This window comes from Saccharopolyspora mangrovi (assembly GCF_035320975.1).
GTDB lineage: Bacteria > Actinomycetota > Actinomycetes > Mycobacteriales > Pseudonocardiaceae > Saccharopolyspora > Saccharopolyspora mangrovi.
Genome location: NZ_JAWLNX010000008.1, coordinates 209,567 through 233,115 on the forward strand (window position 1 = coordinate 209,567; position 23,549 = coordinate 233,115).

Below are 23,549 nucleotides of genomic sequence, written 5' to 3' on the forward strand. Positions count from 1 at the left end.
ATTGGATCCAAATTTCCGGACGCGCAAGCGAGTTGCTGCGCGCGCCGTCGGAAAGGTGGGATCATGGAAACGCTGCCGCTGGACGGCGTGGTCGTCGCGGACTTCAGCCGGGTGCTGGCCGGGCCGTACGCGACGATGCTGCTGGCCGACCTCGGAGCCACCGTGATCAAGGTGGAGCGGCCCGGGTCGGGCGATGACACGCGTTTCTGGGGTCCGCCCTGGACGGAGAACAGCTCCGCCTACTTCGAATCGGTCAACCGCGGCAAGCGCAGCATCGCCCTCGACCTGTCCGACCCGGCGGACCGGGAGTCCGCACGAGAGCTGGTGCGGCGGGCCGACGTGCTGGTGGAGAACTTCAAGGTCGGCTCGCTCGCCCAGCACGGCCTGGACTTCGACTCCGCCCGCGAGCTCAACCCGCGGCTGGTCTACACCTCGATCTCCGGCTTCGGCTCCAAGCAGGGCGCCGATCTGCCCGGGTACGACTTCGTGGTCCAGGCGCTCGGCGGGCTGATGAGCATCACCGGCGAGCCCGAGCGCCCACCCGTGAAGGTCGGCGTCGCCGTGGTCGACGTGCTCACCGGCAAGGACGCGGCGCTGGGCATCATGGCCGCGCTGCGCCACCGGGACAGGACCGGTGAGGGCCAGCACGTCGAGGTCAACCTGATGTCGAGCCTGCTGGGGTCGCTGGCCAACCAGATGTCGAGCCTGCTGACCACCGGTGTCGCGCCGCAGCGGATGGGCAACCAGCACCCGAGCATCGCTCCCTACGAGACGCTGCGCTGCGAGGACGCCTTCCTGGCCGTCGCCGTCGGCAACGACGCGCAGTTCCGCAAGCTCTGCGAGGCGCTGGGTCTGGTGTCGATGTCCGACGACCCGGACTTCGCCACCAACGCCCAGCGCGTCGCCCACCGCGAGGAGATGGTGCGGCGGCTGGAGAACGTGCTCGGCGCGCGTCCCGCCGCCGACTGGCAGCAGCGGTTGCAGGGTGTTGGCATCGCGTGCGGGCAGGTCAACGACCTCTCCCGGGCGGTGCACTACGCCGAGTCGCTGGGGCTGAGCCCGATGGTCGATCCCGGCGGGGGAGCGGCGATGCAGGTGCGGATGCCCATCGACTTCTCCGGGCACGGCAGCGCCGAGGTGACCCCGCCGCCGCTGCTGGGCCAGCACGACAAGGAGGTCCTCGCGTGGTTGGAGGACCCCGGACAACAGCTTCCCCCGATCTCGTCCAGGAGGGACCCGCAATGAGCGCCGGTGGAAACCGCCCCAAGTTCGACCCGTACGACCCGCTGGGAATCGACGCCGAGTTCACGCCGGAACAGCTGGCGATCCGCGACAGCGTCCGCGCGCTGTGCCGCGACCACGTGCAGCCGCACGTCGCCGAGTGGTACGAGAACGGCGAGTTCCCGCAGGCGCGCGAACTGGCCCGCGAGCTGGGCAAGCTCGGCGTGCTGGGCATGCACCTGGAGGGCTACGGCTGCGCCGGGCTGTCCGCTGTGGACTACGGAATCGCCTGCGAGGAGCTGGAAGCCTGCGATTCCGGCCTGCGCTCGCTGGTGTCGGTGCAGGGGTCCCTGGCGATGTTCGCGATCTGGCGGTGGGGGTCGGAGGAGCACAAGCAGCGCTGGCTGCCGCAGATGGCCGCCGGTGAGGCGATCGGGTGCTTCGGCCTGACCGAGCCCGACCACGGCTCCGACCCGTCGTCGATGCGCACCGCGGCCCGCCGCGACGGCTCCGACTGGGTCCTCAACGGTCGAAAGATGTGGATCACCAACGGCAGCATCGCCTCGGTCGCGGTGGTCTGGGCGCAGACCGAGGAGGGCGTGCGCGGCTTCGTGGTGCCCACCGACACGCCCGGCTTCTCGGCTCCGGAGATCAAGCACAAGCTGTCGCTGCGCGCCTCGGTGACCGCCGAGCTGGTGCTCGACGAGGTCCGGCTGCCCGCCGACGCCGTGCTGCCCGAGGTTACCGGCCTGCGCGGCCCGCTGTCCTGCCTCAACGAGGCCCGCTACGGCATCGTGTGGGGTTCGGTCGGGGCCGGGCGCAGCTGCCTGGAGGCGGCGCTGGACTACGCCACGAGCCGGGAGCAGTTCGGCCGGCCGATCGGTGGTTTCCAGCTCACCCAGGCCAAGCTCGCCGACATGGCCGTGCGGGTGCAGAACGGCCGGCTGCTGGCGCTGCACCTGGGCAAGCGCAAGGACGCCGGTCAGCTGAGCCCGCAGCAGGTCAGCTTCGGCAAGCTGGACAACGTCCGCGGCGCGCTGGAGGTCGCGCGCACGGCGCGGACCATCTTGGGCGCCAACGGGATTTCGCTGGAGTACCCGGTGATCCGGCACATGACGAACCTGGAATCGGTGCTGACCTACGAGGGCACCAGCGAGATGCACGCGCTGACCATCGGTCAGGCGCTGACCGGGATTCCCGCCTTCCGGGGATGACGCGTTCGTCACCTTAGCCTTGCTAAGGATTGTCCGGCGTCGGAGGCTGACCAGACCTGGGACTAGGGGGTCTTGATGTCAGCCGTGGCGGTCGGACAGCGCAGCGTCGGGATCCCGCGGGTGCTCTCGTCGGTGGCCGCGGTGGTGACCGTCGGTGTCTTCCCGGTGTTCCTGGTCGGTGGACTGGGCGTGCAGCTGCAGCAGGACCTGCGCTTCGGCGCGGCGCTGCTGGGCGTGGGCGCGGCCGGGTTCTTCGGCGTGGCGTCGGTGTCCTCGCGCGGCATGGGCTGGGTCGTCGAGCGCATCGGCGCCCGGCTCGGCATGCGCATCGGCGTGCTGGGCAGTTCGCTGTGCCTGTTCGGGCTGTCGGCCGCACCGAACGCGGTGTGGCTGATGGGCCTGCTGTGGCTGGCCGGGCTGCCCAACTCGCTGGCGCAGCCGGCGTCGAACCTGCTGATCGCGCAGGGCGTTCCGGCGCACCACCGGGGCATGGGCTTCGGCGTGAAGCAGTCGTCGATCCCGGTCGCGACGCTGCTGGCGGGCGTGGCGGTGCCGGGCATCGCGCTCACCATCGGCTGGCGCTGGGTCTTCCTGATCGGAGGCGCGATCGGCCTGCTCGCGGCGGTGGCGGTGCCGAAGCTGCCGCAGGCGGAGCGCTCCGAGCCCACCCGGCCCGGCGCGGGCGGCACCGGCGGGAACTTCACCGCACTGCTGTTGATCGCGATCGCGGGAGGTCTCGGCTCGGCGGCCGCCAACGCGCTGGGCGCGTTCGTCACGACCACGGCCGTTGAGGTCGGCTTCAGCCCCTGGGCGGCCGGGCTCGTGCTGTCGCTCGGCTCGGCGGTGGGGCTGACGATCCGGCTGGCCGCGGGCGTGGTCGCCGACCGCAAGAACCCCGACCTGATCCGCGTGATCACGGTGATGCTGCTGATCGGTTCGCTGGGCTTCGGCCTGATGGCGGTGGACTCACCGCCGGTGTTCCTGATCGGCGTGGCGGTCGGCTTCGGCGCGGGCTGGGCGTGGCCGGGACTGCTGAACTTCGCGGTCGCCAAGATCGCCCCGGACCGGGTCGCCAGCGCGACCTCGTTCACCCAGACCGGCATCTACTTCGGCGGCAGTCTCGGCCCGCTGCTCTTCGGCCTCATCGCCGAGCACGCGGGCCTCACCGGCGCCTGGATCGCCGCGGGCGCCTGCGCCATCACGGCAGCCGTGCTCCTCGTCTTCGTCCGCCGCTGACCAGCTGCGTTTCGCGCGAGGCGCCCGGTCACTTGCGGGCGATGCCGCCGTGCAGGAGGTGGTACGGCGAGGGCGTGGGCGAGCCCGGGTCGGGGCGCCAGTCGGCGAGGTGGGTCGCTCCCGGCGGGACCGGGGTGAAGTCGCCGAAGAAGGAATCGATGCGCCCGACGTCGCGCAGGTGCAGCGGGTCCGCGGTCTCCGCGTAGAAGTCCGCGAGGGTGCGCGCCTGCACCGGGTCGTGGCTGTCGGTGACGTGCGAGATCAACAGGTGGCTGCCCGGGACGAGGCGGTCCCGGTACTGCGCGACCAGGTCGTCCGGGCGGTCGGAGTCGGGGATGAAGTGCAGCACCGCCGACATCAGCAGCGCGACCGGCTCGTCGAGGTTCAGCAGCGCCCGGACCTCGTCGGACTCCAGCACCGACCGCGGATCGCGGATGTCGGCGCAGGTGATGGCCGCGTTGAGGTCGGCGGCGAGCAACGGCTTGCTGTGCGCGACCGTCAGCGGTTCGTTGTCGACGTAAACCACCCGGAAGTGGCGGGTGCGTCGGCGTGCCACCTCGTGCACGTGGCCGATGGTCGGGATCCCCGAGCCGAGGTCGAGGAACTGCCGCACACCGTGCGCGAGCAGGTACTCCACCGAGCGCCGCAGGAACGCGCGGTTCTCCCGGTACGTGCCGGCGATGCCGGGCAGGGCCGTCTCGATGCGCTCCACGATCGAGCGTTCCACGCCGAAGTTGTGGCAACCCCCGAGGAACGCGTCAAACATCCGGGCCGCGGCGGGACGGCCGATGTCCATCTCCCGGACAGTCGTGCTGCGCGTGTCGACCATGCTCGTCCTCCCTCTACGCGAAAATCATACAGTAATCGAAATGTCACGGAGAGTGTTCACGCCTATCGGGGGCAATGATCAACGGAGGCCTTGTGATGGCCGGGCGCGCATATGACGATGTGCCTGCGCCCTTCACTCCAAACCCAGACGATGCGGTCCCGGGAGGCAGTCGTGTCCGACGTGCAGGCGGTGGTTTCGACCGGCAGGGGAAGGCCGGTCGAGGTGGTGACGATCAAGGTCCCGGACCCGGGCCCGGGTGAAGCGGTGGTGCGCGTCCAGGCCTGCGGGGTCTGCCACACCGACCTGCACTACCGGGAGGGCGGCATCAGCGACGACTACCCGTTCCTGCTCGGTCACGAGGCCGCGGGCGTCGTCGAGCAGGTCGGCGCGGGCGTCACCGACGTCGCGCCGGGTGACTTCGTGGTGCTCAACTGGCGAGCGGTGTGCGGCGTGTGCCGGGCCTGCAAGCGCGGCAGGCCGCAGTACTGCTTCGACACCCACAACGCCGCGCAGCCGATGACGCTCGCCGACGGCACCCCGCTGGAGCCGGCTCTGGGCATCGGCGCGTTCGCGGAGAAGACCCTGGTCCACGCCGGGCAGTGCACGAAGGTGGACCCCTCGGCCAGCGCCGCGGTGGCGGGTCTGCTGGGGTGCGGTGTGATGGCGGGCATCGGCTCGGCGGTCAACACCGGAGGTGTCGGGCCCGGCGACACCGTCGCGGTCATCGGCTGCGGGGGAGTCGGGGACGGCGCCGTGGCCGGTGCGGCGATGGCCGGAGCGCGGCGCATCATCGCCGTGGACACCGACCCGAAGAAGTTGAGCTGGGCGGAGGACTTCGGCGCCACCCACACGGTCAACGCCGCCGAGCAGGACAGCGTCGAGGCGATCCGCGAGCTCACCGGTGGTTTCGGCGCCGACGTGGTGATCGACGCGGTCGGCCGGGTGGAGACCTTCAAGCAGGCCTTCTACGCCCGCGACCTGGCCGGGACGGTGGTGCTGGTCGGCGTCCCGACGCCGGAGATGACGCTGGACCTGCCGCTGCTGGACGTCTTCGGCCGCGGCGGGGCGATCAAGTCCTCCTGGTACGGCGACTGCCTGCCGGAGCGCGACTTCCCGATGCTCGTCGAGCTCCACCAGCAGGGCAGGCTGCCGCTGGAGAAGTTCGTGACCGAGGAGATCGCCCTCGACCAGGTGGAGCAGGCATTCGAGAAGATGCACCGCGGCGAGGTCCTCCGCTCCGTGGTGAACTTCTGATCCCCGCACCCGAAACCCGGTGGTGAACATGACCCTGCGAATCGACCACGCGGTGACGTCCGGGACGTTCTCGCTGGACGGCCAGACCTTCGACGTGGACAACAACGTCTGGGTCGTCGGTGACGACACCGAGTGCGTGGTGCTCGACGCGCCGCACGACGTGGCCGCGATCCGAGAGCTGATCGGTGACCGCGCCGTGCGCGCCGTGCTGTGCACGCACGCCCACGACGACCACGTGCGCGAGGCTCCGGAGCTCGCCGACGCCGTAGGCGCCCCGATCCACCTGCACCCGGACGACCTGGTGCTGTGGAACATGACCCACGCCGATCGCGAGCCGGACCGGCAGCTGGCCGACGGCCAGGTGATCGAGGTCGGCGGCGGCGAGCTGCACGTGCTGCACACGCCGGGGCACGCGCCCGGTGCGGTGTGCTTCCACGCCCCGGAGCTGGGCGTGGTGTTCACCGGCGACACGTTGTTCGCCGGTGGTCCGGGCGCGACCGGGCGGTCCTACTCGGACTTCGGGGTGATCACCGGGTCGATCCGGGACCGGCTGCTGCCGCTGCCACCGGAGACCGAGGTCCGTCCTGGACACGGAGAGTCGACGACCATTGGTGAAGTGCGTCCGCAATTCGACGAATGGGTGGCACGCGGGCACTGATCAGTCGCCAGTACTACACGCAGCGTTCTAGACTCCCACCTTCGACTGATGAGTCGATGCCGGACGACGGGCAAGATCGTGTGCCCGCCGTCCGGTTTGCCGGTGTGGCGGGTGCGGCGTGCGGCGGAGGCCGGGACCCCGACCCGGTGTCCGCGGTACGCGTTGCCGGCGGAGCCGTGCGCGGTTCCGCGAGCCCCGTTGCAGACAGGCAGGTGCGATGGTCGATCAGGTCGTCGGCAGGCTGGTGTTCACCCGCTCCCGGTCGGGGCTCTGGAAGTGGGTGCTGACCCATCGCGTCACGCTCTTCGAGGTCGCGTTCGTGCTGGCGGCCTCGCTGCTCTACGTCTTCGACGCAGCGCTGGCCGAGCACCCGCCGTCGATCCCCTGGTGGGTGCCGATGGCCATCGGCGGTCCGGCCGGCCTGCTGCTGACGCTGCGCCGCCGGGCGCCGTGGACGGTGCTGTTCGTGCTGATCGCGACGACGGTAGGGCTGACCGCCTTCCAGCTGAGCATCGGCGCGCTGAACCTGGTCATCCAGGTCGCGGTGTACTCGGTGTGCGTGCGCAGCACCCCGCCGATGATGGTGGCCGCCGCCGCGCTGGCGATGTGCTACCCGGTCTCGGACGCGATCGCCTACGGGATGGGCCCGCTGATGGGCGCCCTGCGGGTCGTCGGGGCGGTGGTGAACCTGGTGATCGTCGTCGGCCTGGCCTACGCGGTGCAGATCGGGCGCAGGCGCGCCGAGCAGCTGGAACGCACCTTGGCGCTGCTGGACGACGCGCGGGACCAGCTGGCGGCCGACGCCGCGTCGATCGAGCGCGCCCGCATCGCCCGGGAGTTCCACGACATCGTCTCGCACAACCTGTCGGTGGTGGCGCTGCGCGCGGGCGTCGCGCGGGCGGTGATCGACCGCGACCCCGACCACGCCAGGCAGACGCTGCAGGAGCTGGAGAGCAGCTCGCGGGGCGCGCTGGGGGAGATGCGCGACATGCTCACCGCGCTGCGCGAACGCGATTCCAGCGGCAAGGAGACCATCGACTGGCAGCCCACGCCCACCCTGGACGGGTTGGACGCCCTGGTCGATTCGGTGCGCGGCGGGCAGGTGACCTGGAAGCTGGATCGGCGCGGCCCCGTGCGCGAGCTCGGGCCGGGTGTCGAGATGACGGCCTACCGCATCGTCCAGGAGGCGATGACCAACGTGCTCAAGCACGCCGGGGAGGGGCGCGCGCGGGTGCTGGTGGAGTACTGCGCGACGACTCTGCGCATCGAGGTGACCAACGAGCTGAGCGCGTTCGACGAGCAGGTGCAGCGGCCTGCGTTCCAACAGTCGGGTCACGGGTTGATCGGGCTGCGGGAACGCGTTGCGCTGCTGGGCGGAACCTTGACAGCACATCCCGTCATGAACGGTTTTCGCCTCGAGGCCGTGTTACCGTGCCCGGAAAATTCGGACCTGGCCTGAGCCGTAAATGGCAGGCCGCCAGGACCTAGGAGGCTTCGGTGGGGACTGCGGAGACGACCGTCCTGGTTGCCGATGACCAAGCGATGATCCGCGCCGGACTGGTCGCGCTGCTGTCCAACGAACCGGGTCTGCGGGTCCTCGCCGAAGCGTCGGACGGCGACTCGGCGGTCGCGGCGGTGCGCCGCAGACGTCCGGACGTGGTGCTGCTGGACGTGCGGATGCCGGGCAAGGACGGCATCGCCGCGGCGCAGGAGATCCTCGCCGAGACGGGCGGCGAGACGGCCGTGATCATGCTGACCGTGCACGACCTCGACGAGTACGTCTACGGCGCGCTGCGCGCCGGGGCCAGCGGCTTCCTGCTCAAGGACGCCAGCCCGGAAGAGCTGGTCAAGGCCGTGCACACGGTCGCAGCGGGGGAAGCGCTGCTCGCGCCCCGGGTGACCAAGCGGCTGCTGCAGCGCTTCGCCGCGCTGGGCGTGCGCGACGCGCGCAGCGAGCTGTCGGTGCTCACCGAGCGCGAGGTGGACGTGCTGCTGGAGGTCGCGCGGGGCGGCTCCAACGCCGAGATCGCCCGCAACCTCGGGCTGGCCGAGCTGACCGTGAAGTCGCACCTGTACCACGTGATGCAGAAGCTGCAGATCTCCTCGCGCACCCAGCTGGTGATCCTCGCCTACGAGACCGGCCTGGTCTGCCCGGGTCAGGACAACGCCCGCCCGCCGACCGAGGTCTCGGCGTAGCGCCCCGGCCCGGGGCGACGTGTGGAGCGGCGTGTCTAATGGGGACATGCACGGCTCGGAACAGCAAGAACTGAAGGTCGGACTCGTCGGTTACGGCTCCGGCGGGGCGATCTTCCACGCGCCGCTGATCGCCGCTCACCCGCGGTTGCGGCTGGACGCGGTGGTCACCTCCAACCCGGAACGGCAGGCGCAGGTGCGCGCCGACCTCCCGGGCACCGAGCCGGTGCCGGACATGGACGCGCTGTTCGCGCGCGAACCGGACCTGGTGGTCATCACGACCCCGAACCGCACGCACGCCGAGCTGGCCAGGGCCGCGCTGGACGCGGGCGTGCCGGTCGTGGTGGACAAGCCGTTCACCCCGACCGCGGAGGAAGGCCGCGACCTCATCGAGCACGCCCGCGATCGGGGCCTGCTGCTGACGGTGTTCCAGAACCGGCGCTGGGACAGCGACATCCGCACCGTCCGCAAGGTGCTGGCCAGCGGGGAGCTGGGGCGGGTGCACCGGTTCGAGTCCCGCTTCGACCGCTGGTCGCCGAAGCCCAAGCCGACCTGGCGCGACTCCGGCGGTGCCGAGGACGTGGCCGGCCTGCTCTACGACCTGGGCAGCCACCTCATCGACCAGGCCCTGCAGCTGTTCGGCCCGGTCGCCTCGGTCTACGCCGAGATCGACCGCCGCAGGCCGGGAGTGCGCGCCGACGACGACTCGTTCGTCTCGCTGACCCACGCCAACGGCGTCCGCTCGCACCTGTGGATGAGCAAGCTCGCGGCGGTGCCCGGACCGCGCCTGCGCGTCCTGGGCGACCAGGGCACGTTCACCAAGCACGGCACCGATCCGCAGGAGGACGCCCTCCGCGCGGGCAGGCGTCCCGTCGACGACACCTGGGGCCGCGAGCCCGAGGAGATCTGGGGCGAACTCGGCGACGGCGAGACCACCCGCACGGTCCCCAGCGAACCCGGTGCCTACCAGGCCTTCTACGACGGCGTCGTCGAAGCCCTCACCGCCCGCGCCCCGGCCCCGGTGGACCCCGCCGACGCGGTGACCGCGCTGGAGATCATCGCCGCAGCTCAGCGCTCGGCTGACAACCACACCGTCGAACGCCTCCTCTGACCCGCACGTCTCGGCGGCCGTTCACCGTCACCCCGAGTTGCGCGCTCGTGCCGGACCACCACGCTGAGTGGTGTGGGCCGACGTTCGGGGGCGGGAATGAGCAGTGACGCTGAGGTCGCCGAGGCCGGGTGGACCATGACGCCCGCGGTGACCGAGCACCTGGATCCGCAGGAGCTCGACGGGTTGCAGCTGTGGTGGCGGGCGGCCAACTTCCTGTCGGCCGGGCAGATCTACCTGATGGACAACCCGCTGCTGCGGGAACCGCTGCGTCCCGAGCACATCAAACCGCGGTTGCTCGGGCACTGGGGGACCACGCCGGGGCTGAACTTCATCTACGCGCACCTCAACCGCGTGATCCGGATGCGCGACGTGGCCATGATGTACGTGATCGGCCCCGGCCACGGCGGTCCGGGGCTGGTTGCGGCGGCGTGGCTGGAGGGCACCTACAGCGAGATCTACCCCGACGTCGCCCAGGACAACGAGGGCCTGAAGCGGCTGGTCACCCAGTTCTCCTTCCCCGGCGGCGTTCCCAGCCACGTCGCGCCGGAGACGCCGGGCTCCATCCACGAGGGCGGCGAGCTCGGCTACTCGCTGTCGCACGCGTTCGGGGCGGTGTTCGACAACCCGGACCTGATCGTGCCCTGCGTCATCGGCGACGGCGAAGCCGAGACGGGGCCGCTGGCGACCAGCTGGCACGCCAACAAGTTCCTCAACCCCGTCACCGACGGGGCGGTGCTGCCGATCCTGCACCTCAACGGCTACAAGATCTCCAATCCCGCTGTGCTGGCGCGCATCCCCGACGAAGAACTGCTCAGCATGCTGCGCGGTTTCGGCTACGAGCCCTACCTCGTCGCGGGCGAGGAACCGGTGCCGATGCACCACCTGTTCGCCGCGACGCTGGACCGCTGCCTCGACGAGATCAGCGCCATCCAGCGGCGCGCCCGGCGCGAAGGGGTCGGCCAGCGGCCGCGGTGGCCGATGATCGTGCTGCGCACCCCGAAGGGCTGGACCGGGCCCGACACCGTCGACGGCAAGCACGTCGCCGGGACCTGGCGGGCGCACCAGGTCCCGATCACCGATCCGCGCGGAAACCCCGAACACCTGTGGCTGCTGGAATCCTGGATGCGCAGCTACGAGCCCGGGGAGCTGTTCGAGCCCTCGGGCGCGCCGGTGCGCAAGATCCGCGAGCACAACCCCGCCGGTGACCGGCGGATGAGCGCCAGCCCGCACGCCAACGGCGGTCACCTGCTGCGGGCGCTGCGGCTGCCGGAGTTCCGCGACTACGCCGTGGAGGTCGAACAACCGGGCGCGACGACGGGTGAGGCCACCCGCGTGCTCGGCCGGTTCCTGCGCGACGTGATGCGGTTGAACGAGAGCGAGCGCAACTTCCGGGTCTTCGCGCCCGACGAGAACAACTCCAACCGGCTGGGCGCGATCCTGGAGGCCACCTCGCGCACCTGGGCGGCCGAGACCCTGCCCGGTGACGACTCGCTCTCCCGCGACGGCCGGGTCATGGAGGTGCTCTCCGAGCACACCTGCCAAGGCTGGCTGGAGGGCTACCTGCTCACCGGTAGGCACGGGTTCTTCTCCTGCTACGAGGCCTTCGCGCACATCGTGGACTCGATGGTCAACCAGCACGCCAAGTGGCTGAAGGTCACCGGCGGGCTGGCCTGGCGGCAGCCCATCGCGTCGCTGAACTACCTGCTGACCTCGCACGTGTGGCGGCAGGACCACAACGGTTTCTCGCACCAGGACCCGGGATTCATCGACCACGTGGTGAACAAGAAGGCCCAGGTGGTGCGGGTCTACCTGCCGCCGGACGCCAACACCCTGCTGTCGGTGGTCGACCACTGCCTGCGCAGCCGCGACTACATCAACGTCGTCGTCGCGGGCAAGCAGCCGGCTCCGCAGTACCTGGACGTGGAGTCGGCGGTGGTGCACTGCACCAAGGGGATCGGGATCTGGGACTGGGCCTCCAGCGACGCCGACGGCGACCCCGACGTGGTGATGGGGTGCGCGGGCGACGTGCCCACGATGGAAACCCTCGCCGCCGTGGACCTGCTGCTGCGGGAGTTCCCGGACCTGCGGATCCGCGTGGTCAACGTGGTCGACCTGATGCGGCTGCAGGACGAGCGCGAGCACCCGCACGGCCTGTCCGACGCCGAATTCGACAGCCTGTTCACCCGAGACCGCCCGGTGATCTTCAACTACCACGGCTACCCGTGGCTGATCCACCGGCTGACCTACCGGCGCCGCAACCACGAGAACATGCACGTGCGCGGCTACAAGGAGGAGGGCACCACGACCACGCCGTTCGACATGTGCGTGCTCAACCAGATCGACCGTTTCAACCTGGCCATCGACGTCATCGACCGGGTTCCCCGGCTCGGCCCGCGCGCCGCGTACGCGCGGGAGGCGTTGAAGACCAAGCTGATCGAGCACCGGCACTACGTCTCCACGCACGGCGAGGACATGCCGGAGATCCGGGAGTGGGTGTGGCCGGGCCGGTGAGGGTGCTGACGGTCAACGCGGGGTCCAGCAGCCTCAAGCTCGCACTGCTCGACGGCGACGAACTCGTCGAAGAGCAGCAGGTCGAGAGCTGGGGCGGTGAGCCGGAGCCGATCGCGGAATTCCTCGACGAGCACGGTGCCGAGGTCATCGGGCACCGGGTGGTGCACGGCGGCGACCGGGTCACCGAGGCGACGGTCGTCGACGACGAGGTGCAGGAGTACCTGGCTTCGCTGACCGACCTGGCACCGCTGCACCAGCCGCGCGCGCTCGAGGGGATCCGGGTGGCGCGGCGGATCGCGCCCGGGGTGCCTTCGGTGGCGTGCGTGGACACCGCCTTCCACGCGCGGCTGCCCACCGCAGCCGCCACCTACGCGCTGCCGCGCGCGTGGAACGAGCGATACGGCTTGCGCCGCTATGGTTTTCACGGTCTCTCGCACTCCTACGCGGTTCAGCGGGGGGCTGAGCTGGCCGGGCTGCAACCCGGGCGCGGGAAGGTGCTGAGCTGCCACCTGGGGGCCGGGGCGTCGATGGCGGCGGTGCTCGACGGTCGCTGCGTGGACACCACGATGGGCTTCACCCCCGAGGAGGGGCTGGTGATGAACACCCGCAGCGGCAGCATCGACCCCGGGCTCATCGGCTGGCTCATCGACGCCAAAGGCGTTGAGCCGCAAGAGGTCTTCGAGACGCTCGCGAGGCGTTCCGGAATCGCCGGGCTGTCCGGGGGATCTGGCGACCTCCGCGAGGTGCTGGAGGCCAGGGAGAACGGGGACGCCGACGCGGCAACGGCTTTCGACGTCCACCGGCACAGCCTGGTGCGGCACGCCGGGGCGATGCTGGCGGTGCTCGGCGGGCTGGACCTGCTGGTGTTCACCGGCGGGATCGGCGAGCACCAGCCGCCGGTGCGCGCGGCGGTCGGATCGGCCCTGGTGTTCGCCGGGGCGGCGATCGATCCGGCGCGCAACATCCACGCGCAGGAGGGAGAGATCAGCGCCGCGGGCGCCGCCGCGCGCAGCGTCGTCGTGCGGGCGCGGGAAGACCTGGAGATCGCGCGGCAATCGCGCGTCGCGGTCGCCGTCTTCGGGTGACGCTCCGACCTTCACCCGTCCGTGTTGAATCGCGATGTGAACGACTCCCATCCGCTTCTGGAGCGGGGTTCGGCGTTCCCGTGTTTGCGCTGGAAATGCGGTGCTGGTCGGCATCTGCGCGCAATTCTAAGAAACCGATCGGTTACGCGTGACCGTCCGTTTTCGCGTTGACACGGACAAATGGGCGTCTTACGGTCACTGCCCAACAGCATCACTCTAATGGGCGATGCACTAGGGGAGGTTTGGGCCGATGCGCAGGACCGAAATGTCCCGACGACAGTTGCTCCGCGCCGGTGGAGCGGCGGCACTCGCCCTGCCGGCCGCCGGACTGCTCAACGGATGCACCTTCACCCAACCCGGAACCGGAGAACCGACCGGGTCCACCTTGGACAGGTTCAAGCAGCAGGGTTACGCGCGGATCGCGATCGCCAACGAACCGCCGTACACGCAGATCAACCCGGACGGCAGCGTCACCGGAGCCGAACCGGACGTGGTCGCCGCCGTGCTCAAGCGGATGGGCGTGCCGCGGATCGAAGGGATCGTCACCCCCTACGAATCGATGATCCCGGGGCTCAACGCGAGCCGGTGGGACATTATCGCCGCCGGGTTGTTCATGAAGCAGTCCCGATGCAGCCAGATCCGGTACTCCGAACCGCAAATCGTGTCCACCGAATCGTTCGCCGTCCCGGCCGGGAACCCGAAGAGGCTCACCGGAGTCGCGGCGGTGAAAGCCGATCCCGCGTTGAAGATCGCGGTGCTGCCGGGCGGATTCGAAGACGGCGCGCTCAAAACCGCCGGAGTTCCGGCCTCGCAGGTCGTCAACATCCCCGACGGCCGCAGCGGGATCGAAGCCGTGCAGGCAGGCCGCGCCGACGCGTTCTTCCTGCCGACCCTGTCGCTCAACGCCCTCAAGACCGAGGGCATCGAGATCACCGGCGCCATCACCGACGTGCAGCAAACCGGGTCCGGGGCGGGTTTCCGGCAAGCCGACGCCGACGTGGTCGCCGCCTACGACGAACAGCTCAAGGCGCTCAAGGCCACCCCCGAGTTCGACCAGATCCTCGCCAAGTGGGGTTTCTCCGGGGATGCGGTGCGGTCGGTCAACCGCGACCAGCTCTGCTCCGTAGCGGGCTAGCCGCCCATGTCGGAGATCCTCCCGTACCTCCCGCTGCTCGGCGAAGGTCTGCTGATCACCATCGCGCTCACCATCGCCGGAATGGTGCTCGCGGTGGTGGTCGCCTTCGCCGCCGGCATCGCCCGGATGTCACCTCGCCGCTGGCTGCGCTGGCCCGCGGCGGTGTTCACCGAGGTATTCCGGGGCACGTCGATGCTGGTCCAGCTGTTCTGGCTGTTCTTCGCCCTGCCGTTCTTCGGGATCCAGCTGGTGCCGTTCGCCGCGGCGATCCTCGCGCTCGGCCTCAACGAGGGGGCCTACGGCGCGGAGATCGTGCGCGGCGCGATCACCGCGCTGCCGCGCGGTCAGCGGGAAGGCGCCATCGCGCTGAGCCTGAGCCCCTACCAACGGATGCGGTTCGTCATCCTGCCGCAGGCGGTTCCGGCGATGATCCCGCCGTTCGGCAACGTGATGGTCGACCTGCTCAAGAACACCTCGCTGGTGTCGCTGGTGACCGTCGCCGACCTGACCTTCACCGCGCAGATGGTCCGCAACACCACCGGCGCCACCGCCGCGGTGTTCGGCACGATCCTGGTGCTCTACTTCGTCGTCGCCTACGCGTTGTCGCTCGGCTCCTCGTGGCTGGAGCGGCGCGTGGACCCGACCAGGCCCGCGCGGGCGCGGACCTTCTGGCAGCGGGTGCTGCCGGATCGGCGGGTGATGTCGTGATCTGGGACTGGTCGTTCGCGGCGCAGATCGTGCCGTTCCTGCTGCAGGGCCTGTGGGTCACCGTGCAGATCACGCTGGTGGGCATGGCGATCGCGCTGGTCGTTGGCCTGTTCGTGGCCGTGGTGCGCTACTCCGAGGTGCCGGTGATCAGCAAGCTGTTCACCTTCTACGTGCTGTTCGTGCGCGGCACGCCGCTGCTGGTGCAGGCCTACTTCGCGTTCTTCGTGCTGCCGAGCGTCGGCGTGCAGTTCTCGCCGATGATCACCGGCATCGTCGTGATCGGGCTCAACTACAGCGCCTACACCGCCGAGGTCTACCGCGCCGGCATCCAGGGCGTGGCGGTCGGGCAGTGGGAGGCGTGCAGCGCGCTGAGCCTGTCGAACTGGCAGCGCTGGCGGTTCGTGATCCTGCCGCAGGCGATCCGCGACGTCATCCCGGCGCTGGGCAACTACCTGGTGCAGATGTTCAAGGACTCCGCGATCCTGCACGCCATCACGGTCTTCGAACTGCTCGGGCACGCGACCGCCATCGGATCCAGCAGCTACCGCTACCTGGAGCCGATGACGATCGCCGCCCTGCTGTTCCTGGCGGTCAGCCTGCCCGCCGCGAGGCTGATCAAACGATTGGAGCTGCGTCTTGCCCACCCCAGATGAGGCGATGATCTCCTTCGCAGGCGTGGGGAAGTCCTTCGGGGACAACCACGTGCTGCGCGAACTCGACCTGACGGTGGCGCCGGGGGAGAAGGTGTCGATCATCGGCCCCAGCGGCTCCGGCAAGACCACCATCCTGCGGCTGCTGATGACGCTGGAGAACCCCGACACCGGGCTGATCGAGGTCGACGGGAAGCCGCTGTGGGACTGCCGCGAGGGCGCGCGGTTCAACGCCAAGGAGCAGGCCGAGGTGCGGCGCACGATCGGCATGGTCTTCCAGCACTTCAACCTGTTCCCGCACATGACCGTGCTGGACAACGTGACGCTCTCGCCGGTGCAGGTGCTGGGCATGAGCCGCGACGAGGCCGCTCAGCGCGCCGTCGAGCTGCTGCAGCTAGTCGGGCTGGAGAAGCACATGTCGCACAAGCCCGGCCAGCTCTCCGGCGGGCAGCAGCAGCGCGTCGCCATCGCCCGCGCCCTGGCCATGCGGCCCAAGGTGATGCTCTTCGACGAGGTCACCTCCGCGCTCGACCCGGAGCTCATCGGCGAGGTCCTCGCGGTCATCCGCGACCTCGCGCACACCACGGCCATGACGATGCTGCTGGTCACCCACGAGATGCGCTTCGCCGAGGAGATCTCCGACCGCGTGCTGATGTTCGACTCCGGCTCGGTCGTCGAATCCGGACCCCCGTCGCAGATCCTGCAGAACCCCCAGCACGAACGAACCCAGCGCTTCCTTAAAGCCGTCCTCGAACGCAAATGACTTCCCCCTGCACCGGTCCCGCCGGAGGCGACCGGATTTCAATGGAAATCAGGGACCCGATTTCCATTGAAATCGGGTTCTCGACTTCCGTTGAAATCCGGAAGACCACTCGCACGGAGTAGTCCGTCGGTGGGGTGGCGAGCGCGAACCTAGCCTGCGTCGGTGGCGTCGTTCCGGCAGGTGGTCAAGCGCCTCGTGCTCGGGCCTCCGGTGCGCAGCGACCGGATGCGCGAGACGTTGCTGCCCAAGCGGCTCGCGCTGCCGGTCTTCGCCAGCGACCCGCTGTCCTCGGTCACCTACGCCACCCAGGAGACCTGCTGATCCTGTCCCTGGGCGGGCTGGCGGTGCTGCACCTGGCGCCGTGGGTGGGGTTGGGCGTCGTGCTGCTGCTGGCGGTCGTGGTTGCCTCCTACCGGCAGGTGGTGCACGCCTATCCCAGCGGTGGCGGGTCCTACGTGGTCGCCGCGCGCAACCTCAGCCGCAACGCGAGCCTGGTGGTGGCCGCCGCGCTGATGGTCGACTACGTGATGACGGTGGCCGTCTCGGTCGCCGCGGGCGTGGACAACCTGGTCTCCGCCGTGCCCGCGCTGCACCCGTCGCGGGTGTGGCTGGCGGTCGGCGTGGTGCTGCTGCTGTCCGCGCTGAACCTGCGCGGCGCGCGCGAGTCGGGCCGCGCCTTCGCCGTGCCGACCTACCTGTTCGTCACCGCGATGGGGCTGACGGTGCTGGTCGGGCTCGTGCAGACGGCGGCCGGTCATCCGCCGGTGGCCGAGAGCGCCGGGTGGGGCATCCGGCCCGAGCAGACCGACCTGACCGGACTCGCGCTGGTGTTCCTGCTGCTGCGCGCGTTCGCCTCCGGCTGCACCGCGCTGACCGGTGTCGAGGCGATCTCCAACGGAGTCCCGGCCTTCCGCCGCCCCAAGGAGCGCAACGCCGGGCGCACCATGCTCGTCGTGGGCGGCCTGGCGATCGGGCTGTTCAGCGGCGTCATGGCGCTCGCCGTGATCTCCGGGGTCCGGGTCGCGGAGAACCCGTGCGACCTGATCGGCTTCCCCGGTGACTGCCGCAGCAGCGGTCAGCGGACTGTGATCGCGCAGCTGGCGGCCGCGGTGTTCGGCGACGGCAGCGTCATGTTCTACGTGGTGCAGGCCGCTGCGGCGCTGATCCTGGTGCTGGCGGCCAACACCGCCTTCAACGGCTTCCCGATGCTCGGGTCGCTGCTGGCCCAGCGCCGCTACCTGCCGCGTCAGCTGCACACCCGCGGCGACCGGCTGGCGCACTCCAACGGCATCATCCTGCTGGGCGCGGTCGCGATCGCCCTGATCGCGGCCTTCGGCGGTTCGGTGACCGCGCTGATCCAGCTCTACATCGTCGGCGTGTTCGCGTCCTTCATGCTGTGCCAGGTGGGCATGGTGCGGCACTGGAACCACGAGCTGCGCGAGTCCGGTGATCGCGCCCGGATCCACCGGTCCCGGCTGATCAACGCCGTGGGCGCGGCGCTGACCGCGACGGTGCTGTGCGTCGTGCTGGTCACCAAGTTCACCCACGGCGCCTACCTGGTCGTGCTGGCGATCCCGCTGCTGTTCCTGCTGATGCGCGGCATCCACCGGCACTACCGGCAGGTGCGGCGCGAGCTGGAACCGGAGTCGGGCGAGCTGATCGAGCCCAACCGGGTGCACGCCGTCGTGCTGGTGTCCACGGTGCACAAACCGACGCTGCGCGCGCTGGCTTTCGCCCGCGCCACCCGTCCCGACACGCTGACCGCGCTGACCGTCGAGGTCGACGAGGCCGACACGCACCTGCTGCGCAGCGAGTGGGAGCGCCTCGGCATCGACGTCCCGCTGGAGGTCGTGGAGTCGCCGTACCGGGAGATCACCCGGCCGGTCGTGCGCCGCATCAAGGAGCTCCGCCGTTCCGGCCCGCGCGACCTGGTGTGCGTCTGCATCCCGGACTACGTCGTCGGGCACTGGTGGGAGGGGCTGCTGCACAACCAGAGCGCCCTGCGCTTGACCTGGCGGCTGCGCTTCGAACCCGGCGTGGCGGTGGTCAGCGTGCCCTGGCAGCTCGACTCCAGCCACCACCGCGACGTCGACCGCGGCCGCGAGCACGGTGGGGGCGGCCCCGGCGACGCCGGGCACGCCGTGGTGCTCGGCGACCCAGAACCGGTGGTAGCCGAGCCGCTCGACCTCCTGCGCGAAGCGCACCGTCTCCCGCAGCGCCTCCTGGGCGTTGCCGCCGACGGGGATGTGCGAGCGGTCCAGCACGGACAGGCGAGGAGTCACCTCACGTGCAACGCCTGCCGGAACCAGAGATTCCGGCAGGCGGCTGTGAGCTTCACCGGGCCTTCGGCAGCAAGATCCACAGCAGGATGTAGAGCACGAACTGCGGGCCGGGCAGGATGCACGAGACCACGAAGGCCAGCCGCACCAGGAACACGGGCAAACCGAACCGGTGGGCGAGGCCCGCGCACACGCCGGCGATCATCTTTCCGTTGCGAGGACGCTCCAATGCCGTCATGTCCCCAGCCTGCCCGCGCGCCGACGATCTCGCCAACGCGCACCTCGCGCGCGAGCCCCGGCGGTGGCAGGTTGGGGGGTGTGGACCTGCGGAAAGTGGCACGCGAACTGCTCACCGGCGACCCGGTGGAATTCATCACCGCCCGCGACTCCGCCGCCGCGCGCGCCCGCGAGTCCGGCGATGCCGACCTGGCCGAGCGGATCAAGAAGCTGCGCAAACCCACCACCGCCGCCTGGGCGGTGAACCTCCTCGCCGACCGCGAGCCCGACGAGCTGCGCGCCCTGCTCGACCTCGGCGAACGGCTCCGCAACGCCCAGCGCGAACTGCGCGGTGACGAGCTGCGCGAACTGGCCGCCGAACGCACCCGGCTGCTCGACCACCTCACCGGCCTGGCGATGAACCTCGCGGCCGAACGCGGCCACAAGATCGCCGAATCCGGCCGCGAGCAGATCTCCCAGACGCTCACCGCCGCCCTGTCCGCCCCCGAAGCCGCCGCCGAGGTCCAGGAGGCGACCCTCACCAAGCCCCTCGAGTACAGCGGCTTCGGCCTCGACGACCTCGCCGTGGCAGCGATCCGCCGCCAGGCCACCGGGCAGGGGTCGAGCCCGAAACGCCCCGCCAAGAAGGAGAAGGACACCGGCGAAGCGGAGCTGCTGGAACTGCGGAACCGGTTGCGGGACACCGAACAGCACCTCGACGCCTCGGCGGAATCCCTGCGGAGCGCCGAAGCGGCCTGCCAGGAGGCGCAGGAGCGTTGCGAACGCCTGCGCGAGGAGCTGGCCGACGCCGAGTCGGAGCTGCGCGACCGGCGCCGGGACCTCAAGGCCGCGCGCCAGGAGCACGAGCGCGCGGTGAAGCGGAACGAATCGGCGTCGAAGGCGCTGGGGGAGCGGTGATCCGCCCGAAACGTCCGAGTCCTGGTCGCTTTTGTCCGGTCGTCCCGGCGAAAACCCGCCCGAACGCCTGAAAGGTCGTCTCCGGGTTGGTGTTCGGGTGCTTATGGTCGCGCCGCGTGGACAACGTCGTCCAGGAGGTGGACCTTGGGAGCACCAGCCGGAATCCGGCGGATGCGGATCGTGCTGATGGTGATGCTGCTGCTCATCGGCATCGTCAACTACATCGACCGCAGCACGCTGGCCATCGCCAACCACAGCGTGCAGCACGACTTCGGCATCGGGCCGACCGAGATGGGTCTGCTGCTGTCGGTGTTCTCCTGGGCCTACGCCTTCGCCCAGCTGCCCGCCGGTGGACTGCTCGACCGGTTCGGGACGCGGCGGGTGCTCGGCGGAGGCCTTCTGCTGTGGTCGGTGGCGCAGGCGTTCTGCGGCCTGGCCGTGAACTTCAAGCAGATGCTGTTCGGCCGCGTCGTCCTCGGGCTCGGTGAAGCCCCGGCCTTTCCCGGCGGGGCGAAGGTGGTCTCGGAGTGGTGGCCGCGCGAATCGCGCGGGCTTCCCGTCGGCTTGTTCAACGCCGCCTCCACCATCGCGCCCGCGATCGCGCCGCCGCTGCTGACCTGGCTGATGCTGGCCTACGGGTGGCGCGCGATGTTCGTCGTCGCCGGCGTGGCAGGCATCGTGCTCGCGCTGATCTGGTTCGCCGTTCACCGCGACCGAGGCCCGGCGGCCGACGAGCAGCAGCCGGTGCCCGTGTCGGTGCGGGAGTGGGCGGGGCTGCTGCGGCACCGCACGACCTGGGGCATGGTCCTGGGCTTCACCGGCATCATCTACTCGATCTACCTCTACCTGACGTGGCTGCCCGCCTACCTGGAGAGCGAGCGCGGGCTCAGCGTGGCCGACACCGGCATCGCGCTGGTCGTGCCGTACCTGGCCGGGACCCTCGGCATGCTCGTCGGCGGGGCCTTCGGCGATCTGCTGGTGCGCCGGAGTGTTTCGACGATGACTGCGCGGAAGGTCCCGATCTGCACCGGGCTCCTCGTCGGCGGCCTCTGCACGATCCCGGTGGCGCTGACCCCCAGCACCACGCTGGCGCTGGTGTGCATCTCGCTGGCGCAGTTCTTCATGAACTCCGCGAGCGCGGGCGCCTGGTCGCTGGCGGCCACCGCGGGCAGCGAGCGGATCACCGCGTCGCTGGGAAGCCTGCAGAACTTCGGCGGCTACTTCGGCGGGGCCTTCGCACCGCTGATCACCGGCATCATCGTCGACCAGACGGGACCGTACGTGATGGCGCTGCTGGCGGCCAGCGGCATCGCGATCCTCGCCGCCCTCAGCTACGCCCTCCTGGTCGGACGCCCCGTCGGGGTGGTGGCGACACCGGAGATCTCGAAGGAACCGGCGTAGGCGACGAAAGCATTACTTTTCGGCGCGGGTGCTGTTCGGGCCCTTACTTTTGGCCCTTCTCGTACGACAAGCACAACCACGAGCAAGGGTGCCGACGATGGCAGATCGCAACGAGGCGAGCCCGGTGAGCCCGGCGAAGGCGTTCCCCGACAAGTACATCCCGCAACCGCAGGTGCGCGACCTGCCGGCGCCGCCGCGCAACCAGTGGCGGTTGATCGGCCCGGGCATCGTCGCGGCGGGCGTCGGCCTGGCCACCGGTGAGTTCATCCTCTTCCCCTACATCACCTCCCAGGTCGGGCTGACCTTCGTGTGGGCGGCGCTGCTGGGCCTGGTCACGCAGTACTTCCTGAACATGGAGATCGAGCGCTACACGCTGGCCACCGGTGAGACCGCGGTGACCGGCTTCAGCAGGCTGTGGAAGCACTGGGGCCTGGTGTTCGCGAGCATGGCCCTGTTCGCCAACCTGTGGCCCGCGTGGGCGACGAGCTCGGCAACACTGATCACCTACGCGGTCGGTGGGGACAAATCCTTGGTCGCCGTAGGAATCCTGCTGGTGGTGGCGCTGATCCTCACTCTCGCACCGGCCGTCTACACGGCGCTGGAGCGCGCGGAGATGCTCAAGGTCGCCGCGATCGTGGTGCTCATCGCGATCGGCGCGCTGTTCGTGATCGGCGCCGATACTTGGCAGGCGCTGCCCACCGTGGTCACGCAACCCCGATTCCCGGCGGCCGAACTCGGTTTCGCGGTGCTGATGGGCGCGCTTGCCTTCGCCGGTGCCGGTGGTGGTCAGAACCTCGTGCAGAGCAATTGGATCCGGGAGAAGGGCTTCGGGATGGGCCACTACGTCCCGAAGATCGTCTCCCCGCTGACCGGTCAGGCCGAGGCGCGCGGGCAGGCCGGGTTCATCTTCCCGTCCACCGACGAGAACCTGGACCGCTGGAAGGCGTGGTGGCGCTTCGCCAACAAGGAACAGCTGATGACCTTCGTGGCCATCACGTTCCTGTCCATCATGTTCATGTCGCTGCTGGCCTACGGCACCGTCTTCGGCCACCCCGGCTTGGAGAACGACGTGTCGTTCCTGCGCATCCAGGGCGAGAAGATGTCGGCGATGGTCGGCGGCTGGTTCGGCTACTTCTTCTGGGTCGTGGGCGCGTTCTCGCTGTTCGCGGCGGCCCTGGGCATCGTTGACTACACCTGCCGGCTCGCTGCGGACGTGCTCAAGACGAGCTACATCCCGGACGCCTCCGAGAGCAAGATCTACGCGATCTTGGTGTGGAGCCTGTGCGCCGTCGGGGTGGTCGTCATCGCCGTCGGCATGGGGCAGCCGCTGCTGCTGGCCATCATCTCGGCCTGCACCAACGGCGTCATGATGTTCATCTACTCGGGACTGCTGATCGCCATCAACCGCAAGATGCTGCCCGCCCCGATCCGCGTCTCCGGCGTCCGCCTCGGCGCGCTGGTCTGGTCGATCATCCTCTTCGGAGTGCTGGCGGTCCTGACCGTCCACCAGCAGATCGACAAGCTGCTCGGCGGCTGACCCACCGCAGCGGAAGCCTCCGGTCGCTCGGACCGGAGGCTCCGCCGCGCGGGGATCGAATGCTCCACGTGCCAGCGCGGAGCGCCCGCCGGCACCACCAGGATAACTCTCCCACCTGCGGTTTCGTCCAGAGCTGGACGTGCGCGGGTCACATCTTTTCGGCGCCCGCCTTGATGGCTTCGCGGATGCGGAAGTAGGTGCCGCAGCGGCAGATGTTGCGGATCGTGTCGAGGTCGGCCTCGGTGACCTGCCGCCCCTCCGCCGAGGCGCGGCGGACCAGCGCCACCGCGGCCATGATCTGGCCCGGCTGGCAGTACCCGCACTGCGCGACGTCCTGCTCCAGCCACGCCTCCTGCATCGGGTGCAGCTCGGCGTTGGCCGTGGCGGGCAGGCCCTCGATCGTGGTGATCTCGTCCTCGGCGGAGATGTCGCCCACCTGGACCGAGCAGGGGTTGAACGCCTTGCCGTTGATGTGGCTGGTGCAGGCCTTGCAGACGTTGATGCCGCAGCCGTACTTCGGCCCGGTCACGCCCAGCAGGTCGCGCAGCACCCACAGCACCCGCACGTCGTCGGCGACGTCGACGGTGACCTGTTCGCCGTTGAGTCGAAAAGTGTGCTCAGGCACGAGAA

General features: G+C 70.0%; 20 protein-coding genes and 2 pseudogenes. 18 read left to right on the forward strand and 4 right to left on the reverse strand.

Annotated elements, in window-relative coordinates; genetic code table 11:
• The first annotated feature begins 63 nt into the window (after positions 1-63).
• The 3 genes from R4I43_RS14225 to R4I43_RS14235 all read left to right on the forward strand — a co-directional run bounded on the left by R4I43_RS14225 (position 64) and on the right by R4I43_RS14235 (position 3,671).
• The gene (locus tag R4I43_RS14225; protein ID WP_324266086.1) at positions 64-1,245 is read left to right on the forward strand and encodes a CaiB/BaiF CoA transferase family protein; all 1,182 of its coding nucleotides are present in this window, start codon (positions 64-66) and stop codon (positions 1,243-1,245) included.
• Positions 1,242-2,435: an acyl-CoA dehydrogenase family protein gene (locus tag R4I43_RS14230; RefSeq protein WP_324266087.1), complete on the forward strand. Its 1,194-nt coding sequence runs from the start codon at positions 1,242-1,244 to the stop codon at positions 2,433-2,435. The genes R4I43_RS14225 and R4I43_RS14230 overlap by 4 nt, the downstream gene beginning before the upstream one ends.
• A gap of 75 nt (positions 2,436-2,510) precedes the next feature.
• On the forward strand, positions 2,511-3,671 hold the full coding sequence (locus R4I43_RS14235; protein WP_324266088.1) for an MFS transporter: 1,161 nt from the start codon (positions 2,511-2,513) through the stop codon (positions 3,669-3,671).
• Between the two features lie 28 nt (positions 3,672-3,699).
• Here the strand turns inward: R4I43_RS14235 and R4I43_RS14240 are convergent, their stop codons facing one another.
• Complete coding sequence (locus tag R4I43_RS14240; RefSeq protein ID WP_324266089.1) at positions 3,700-4,500, reverse strand: SAM-dependent methyltransferase; 801 nt, start codon at positions 4,498-4,500, stop codon at positions 3,700-3,702.
• Between the two features lie 171 nt (positions 4,501-4,671).
• Between R4I43_RS14240 and R4I43_RS14245 the strand changes: the two genes are divergently transcribed.
• The 13 genes and pseudogenes from R4I43_RS14245 to R4I43_RS14305 all read left to right on the forward strand — a co-directional run.
• Positions 4,672-5,754: an S-(hydroxymethyl)mycothiol dehydrogenase gene (locus R4I43_RS14245; protein ID WP_407691246.1), complete on the forward strand. Its 1,083-nt coding sequence runs from the start codon at positions 4,672-4,674 to the stop codon at positions 5,752-5,754.
• Positions 5,755-5,782: 28 nt separating this feature from the next.
• Positions 5,783-6,412 (forward strand): MBL fold metallo-hydrolase, encoded by a 630-nt coding sequence (locus R4I43_RS14250; RefSeq protein ID WP_324266091.1) that lies wholly within the window; start codon positions 5,783-5,785, stop codon positions 6,410-6,412.
• Positions 6,413-6,629: 217 nt separating this feature from the next.
• A complete protein-coding gene (locus R4I43_RS14255; RefSeq protein ID WP_324266092.1) occupies positions 6,630-7,871 on the forward strand; it encodes a sensor histidine kinase in 1,242 nt (413 codons plus the stop codon).
• Positions 7,872-7,909: 38 nt separating this feature from the next.
• Complete coding sequence (locus R4I43_RS14260; protein WP_324266093.1) at positions 7,910-8,608, forward strand: response regulator transcription factor; 699 nt, start codon at positions 7,910-7,912, stop codon at positions 8,606-8,608.
• 46 nt (positions 8,609-8,654) lie between these two features.
• Positions 8,655-9,716: a Gfo/Idh/MocA family protein gene (locus R4I43_RS14265; protein WP_324266094.1), complete on the forward strand. Its 1,062-nt coding sequence runs from the start codon at positions 8,655-8,657 to the stop codon at positions 9,714-9,716.
• A gap of 135 nt (positions 9,717-9,851) precedes the next feature.
• Positions 9,852-12,227: a phosphoketolase family protein gene (locus R4I43_RS14270; RefSeq protein ID WP_324266163.1), complete on the forward strand. Its 2,376-nt coding sequence runs from the start codon at positions 9,852-9,854 to the stop codon at positions 12,225-12,227.
• A complete protein-coding gene (locus R4I43_RS14275; RefSeq protein WP_324266095.1) occupies positions 12,212-13,312 on the forward strand; it encodes an acetate/propionate family kinase in 1,101 nt (366 codons plus the stop codon). The genes R4I43_RS14270 and R4I43_RS14275 overlap by 16 nt, the downstream gene beginning before the upstream one ends.
• 250 nt (positions 13,313-13,562) lie before the next feature.
• Positions 13,563-14,447, forward strand: coding sequence for an ectoine/hydroxyectoine ABC transporter substrate-binding protein EhuB (ehuB, locus tag R4I43_RS14280; RefSeq protein ID WP_324266096.1), 885 nt, complete (start codon positions 13,563-13,565; stop codon positions 14,445-14,447).
• 6 nt (positions 14,448-14,453) lie between these two features.
• Complete coding sequence (ehuC, locus tag R4I43_RS14285) at positions 14,454-15,155, forward strand: ectoine/hydroxyectoine ABC transporter permease subunit EhuC (RefSeq protein ID WP_324266097.1); 702 nt, start codon at positions 14,454-14,456, stop codon at positions 15,153-15,155.
• Positions 15,152-15,808: an ectoine/hydroxyectoine ABC transporter permease subunit EhuD gene (gene ehuD / locus R4I43_RS14290; RefSeq protein WP_324266098.1), complete on the forward strand. Its 657-nt coding sequence runs from the start codon at positions 15,152-15,154 to the stop codon at positions 15,806-15,808. The genes ehuC and ehuD overlap by 4 nt, the downstream gene beginning before the upstream one ends.
• Positions 15,809-15,812: 4 nt before the next feature.
• Complete coding sequence (ehuA, locus tag R4I43_RS14295; RefSeq protein WP_324266164.1) at positions 15,813-16,568, forward strand: ectoine/hydroxyectoine ABC transporter ATP-binding protein EhuA; 756 nt, start codon at positions 15,813-15,815, stop codon at positions 16,566-16,568.
• Positions 16,569-16,730: 162 nt separating this feature from the next.
• A complete protein-coding gene (locus R4I43_RS14300) occupies positions 16,731-16,889 on the forward strand; it encodes a hypothetical protein (RefSeq protein WP_324266099.1) in 159 nt (52 codons plus the stop codon).
• A 77-nt stretch (positions 16,890-16,966) separates the two neighbouring features.
• A pseudogene (locus R4I43_RS14305) lies at positions 16,967-18,037 on the forward strand (APC family permease); the annotation flags it as partial.
• Positions 18,038-18,619: 582 nt separating this feature from the next.
• Here the strand turns inward: R4I43_RS14305 and R4I43_RS14310 are convergent.
• Together R4I43_RS14310 and R4I43_RS14315 are read right to left on the reverse strand one after the other, a co-directional pair.
• Positions 18,620-18,850, reverse strand: a pseudogene (locus R4I43_RS14310) (LLM class flavin-dependent oxidoreductase); the annotation flags it as partial.
• 52 nt (positions 18,851-18,902) lie between these two features.
• The gene (locus tag R4I43_RS14315) at positions 18,903-19,085 is read right to left on the reverse strand and encodes a PspC domain-containing protein (protein ID WP_093416368.1); all 183 of its coding nucleotides are present in this window, start codon (positions 19,083-19,085) and stop codon (positions 18,903-18,905) included.
• A gap of 1,040 nt (positions 19,086-20,125) precedes the next feature.
• On the opposite strand from R4I43_RS14315, the gene R4I43_RS14320 reads away from it, so the two are divergent.
• Both R4I43_RS14320 and R4I43_RS14325 read left to right on the forward strand, forming a co-directional pair.
• Positions 20,126-21,382, forward strand: coding sequence for an MFS transporter (locus R4I43_RS14320; RefSeq protein WP_324266100.1), 1,257 nt, complete (start codon positions 20,126-20,128; stop codon positions 21,380-21,382).
• A gap of 97 nt (positions 21,383-21,479) precedes the next feature.
• Positions 21,480-22,919 carry an Nramp family divalent metal transporter gene (locus tag R4I43_RS14325; RefSeq protein ID WP_324266101.1) on the forward strand — a complete coding sequence of 480 codons (1,440 nt, stop codon included), beginning with the start codon at positions 21,480-21,482 and terminating at the stop codon, positions 22,917-22,919.
• Between the two features lie 148 nt (positions 22,920-23,067).
• Here the strand turns inward: R4I43_RS14325 and R4I43_RS14330 are convergent, their stop codons facing one another.
• Positions 23,068-23,544 (reverse strand): (2Fe-2S)-binding protein, encoded by a 477-nt coding sequence (locus tag R4I43_RS14330; protein ID WP_324266102.1) that lies wholly within the window; start codon positions 23,542-23,544, stop codon positions 23,068-23,070.
• Positions 23,545-23,549: the final 5 nt, after the last annotated feature.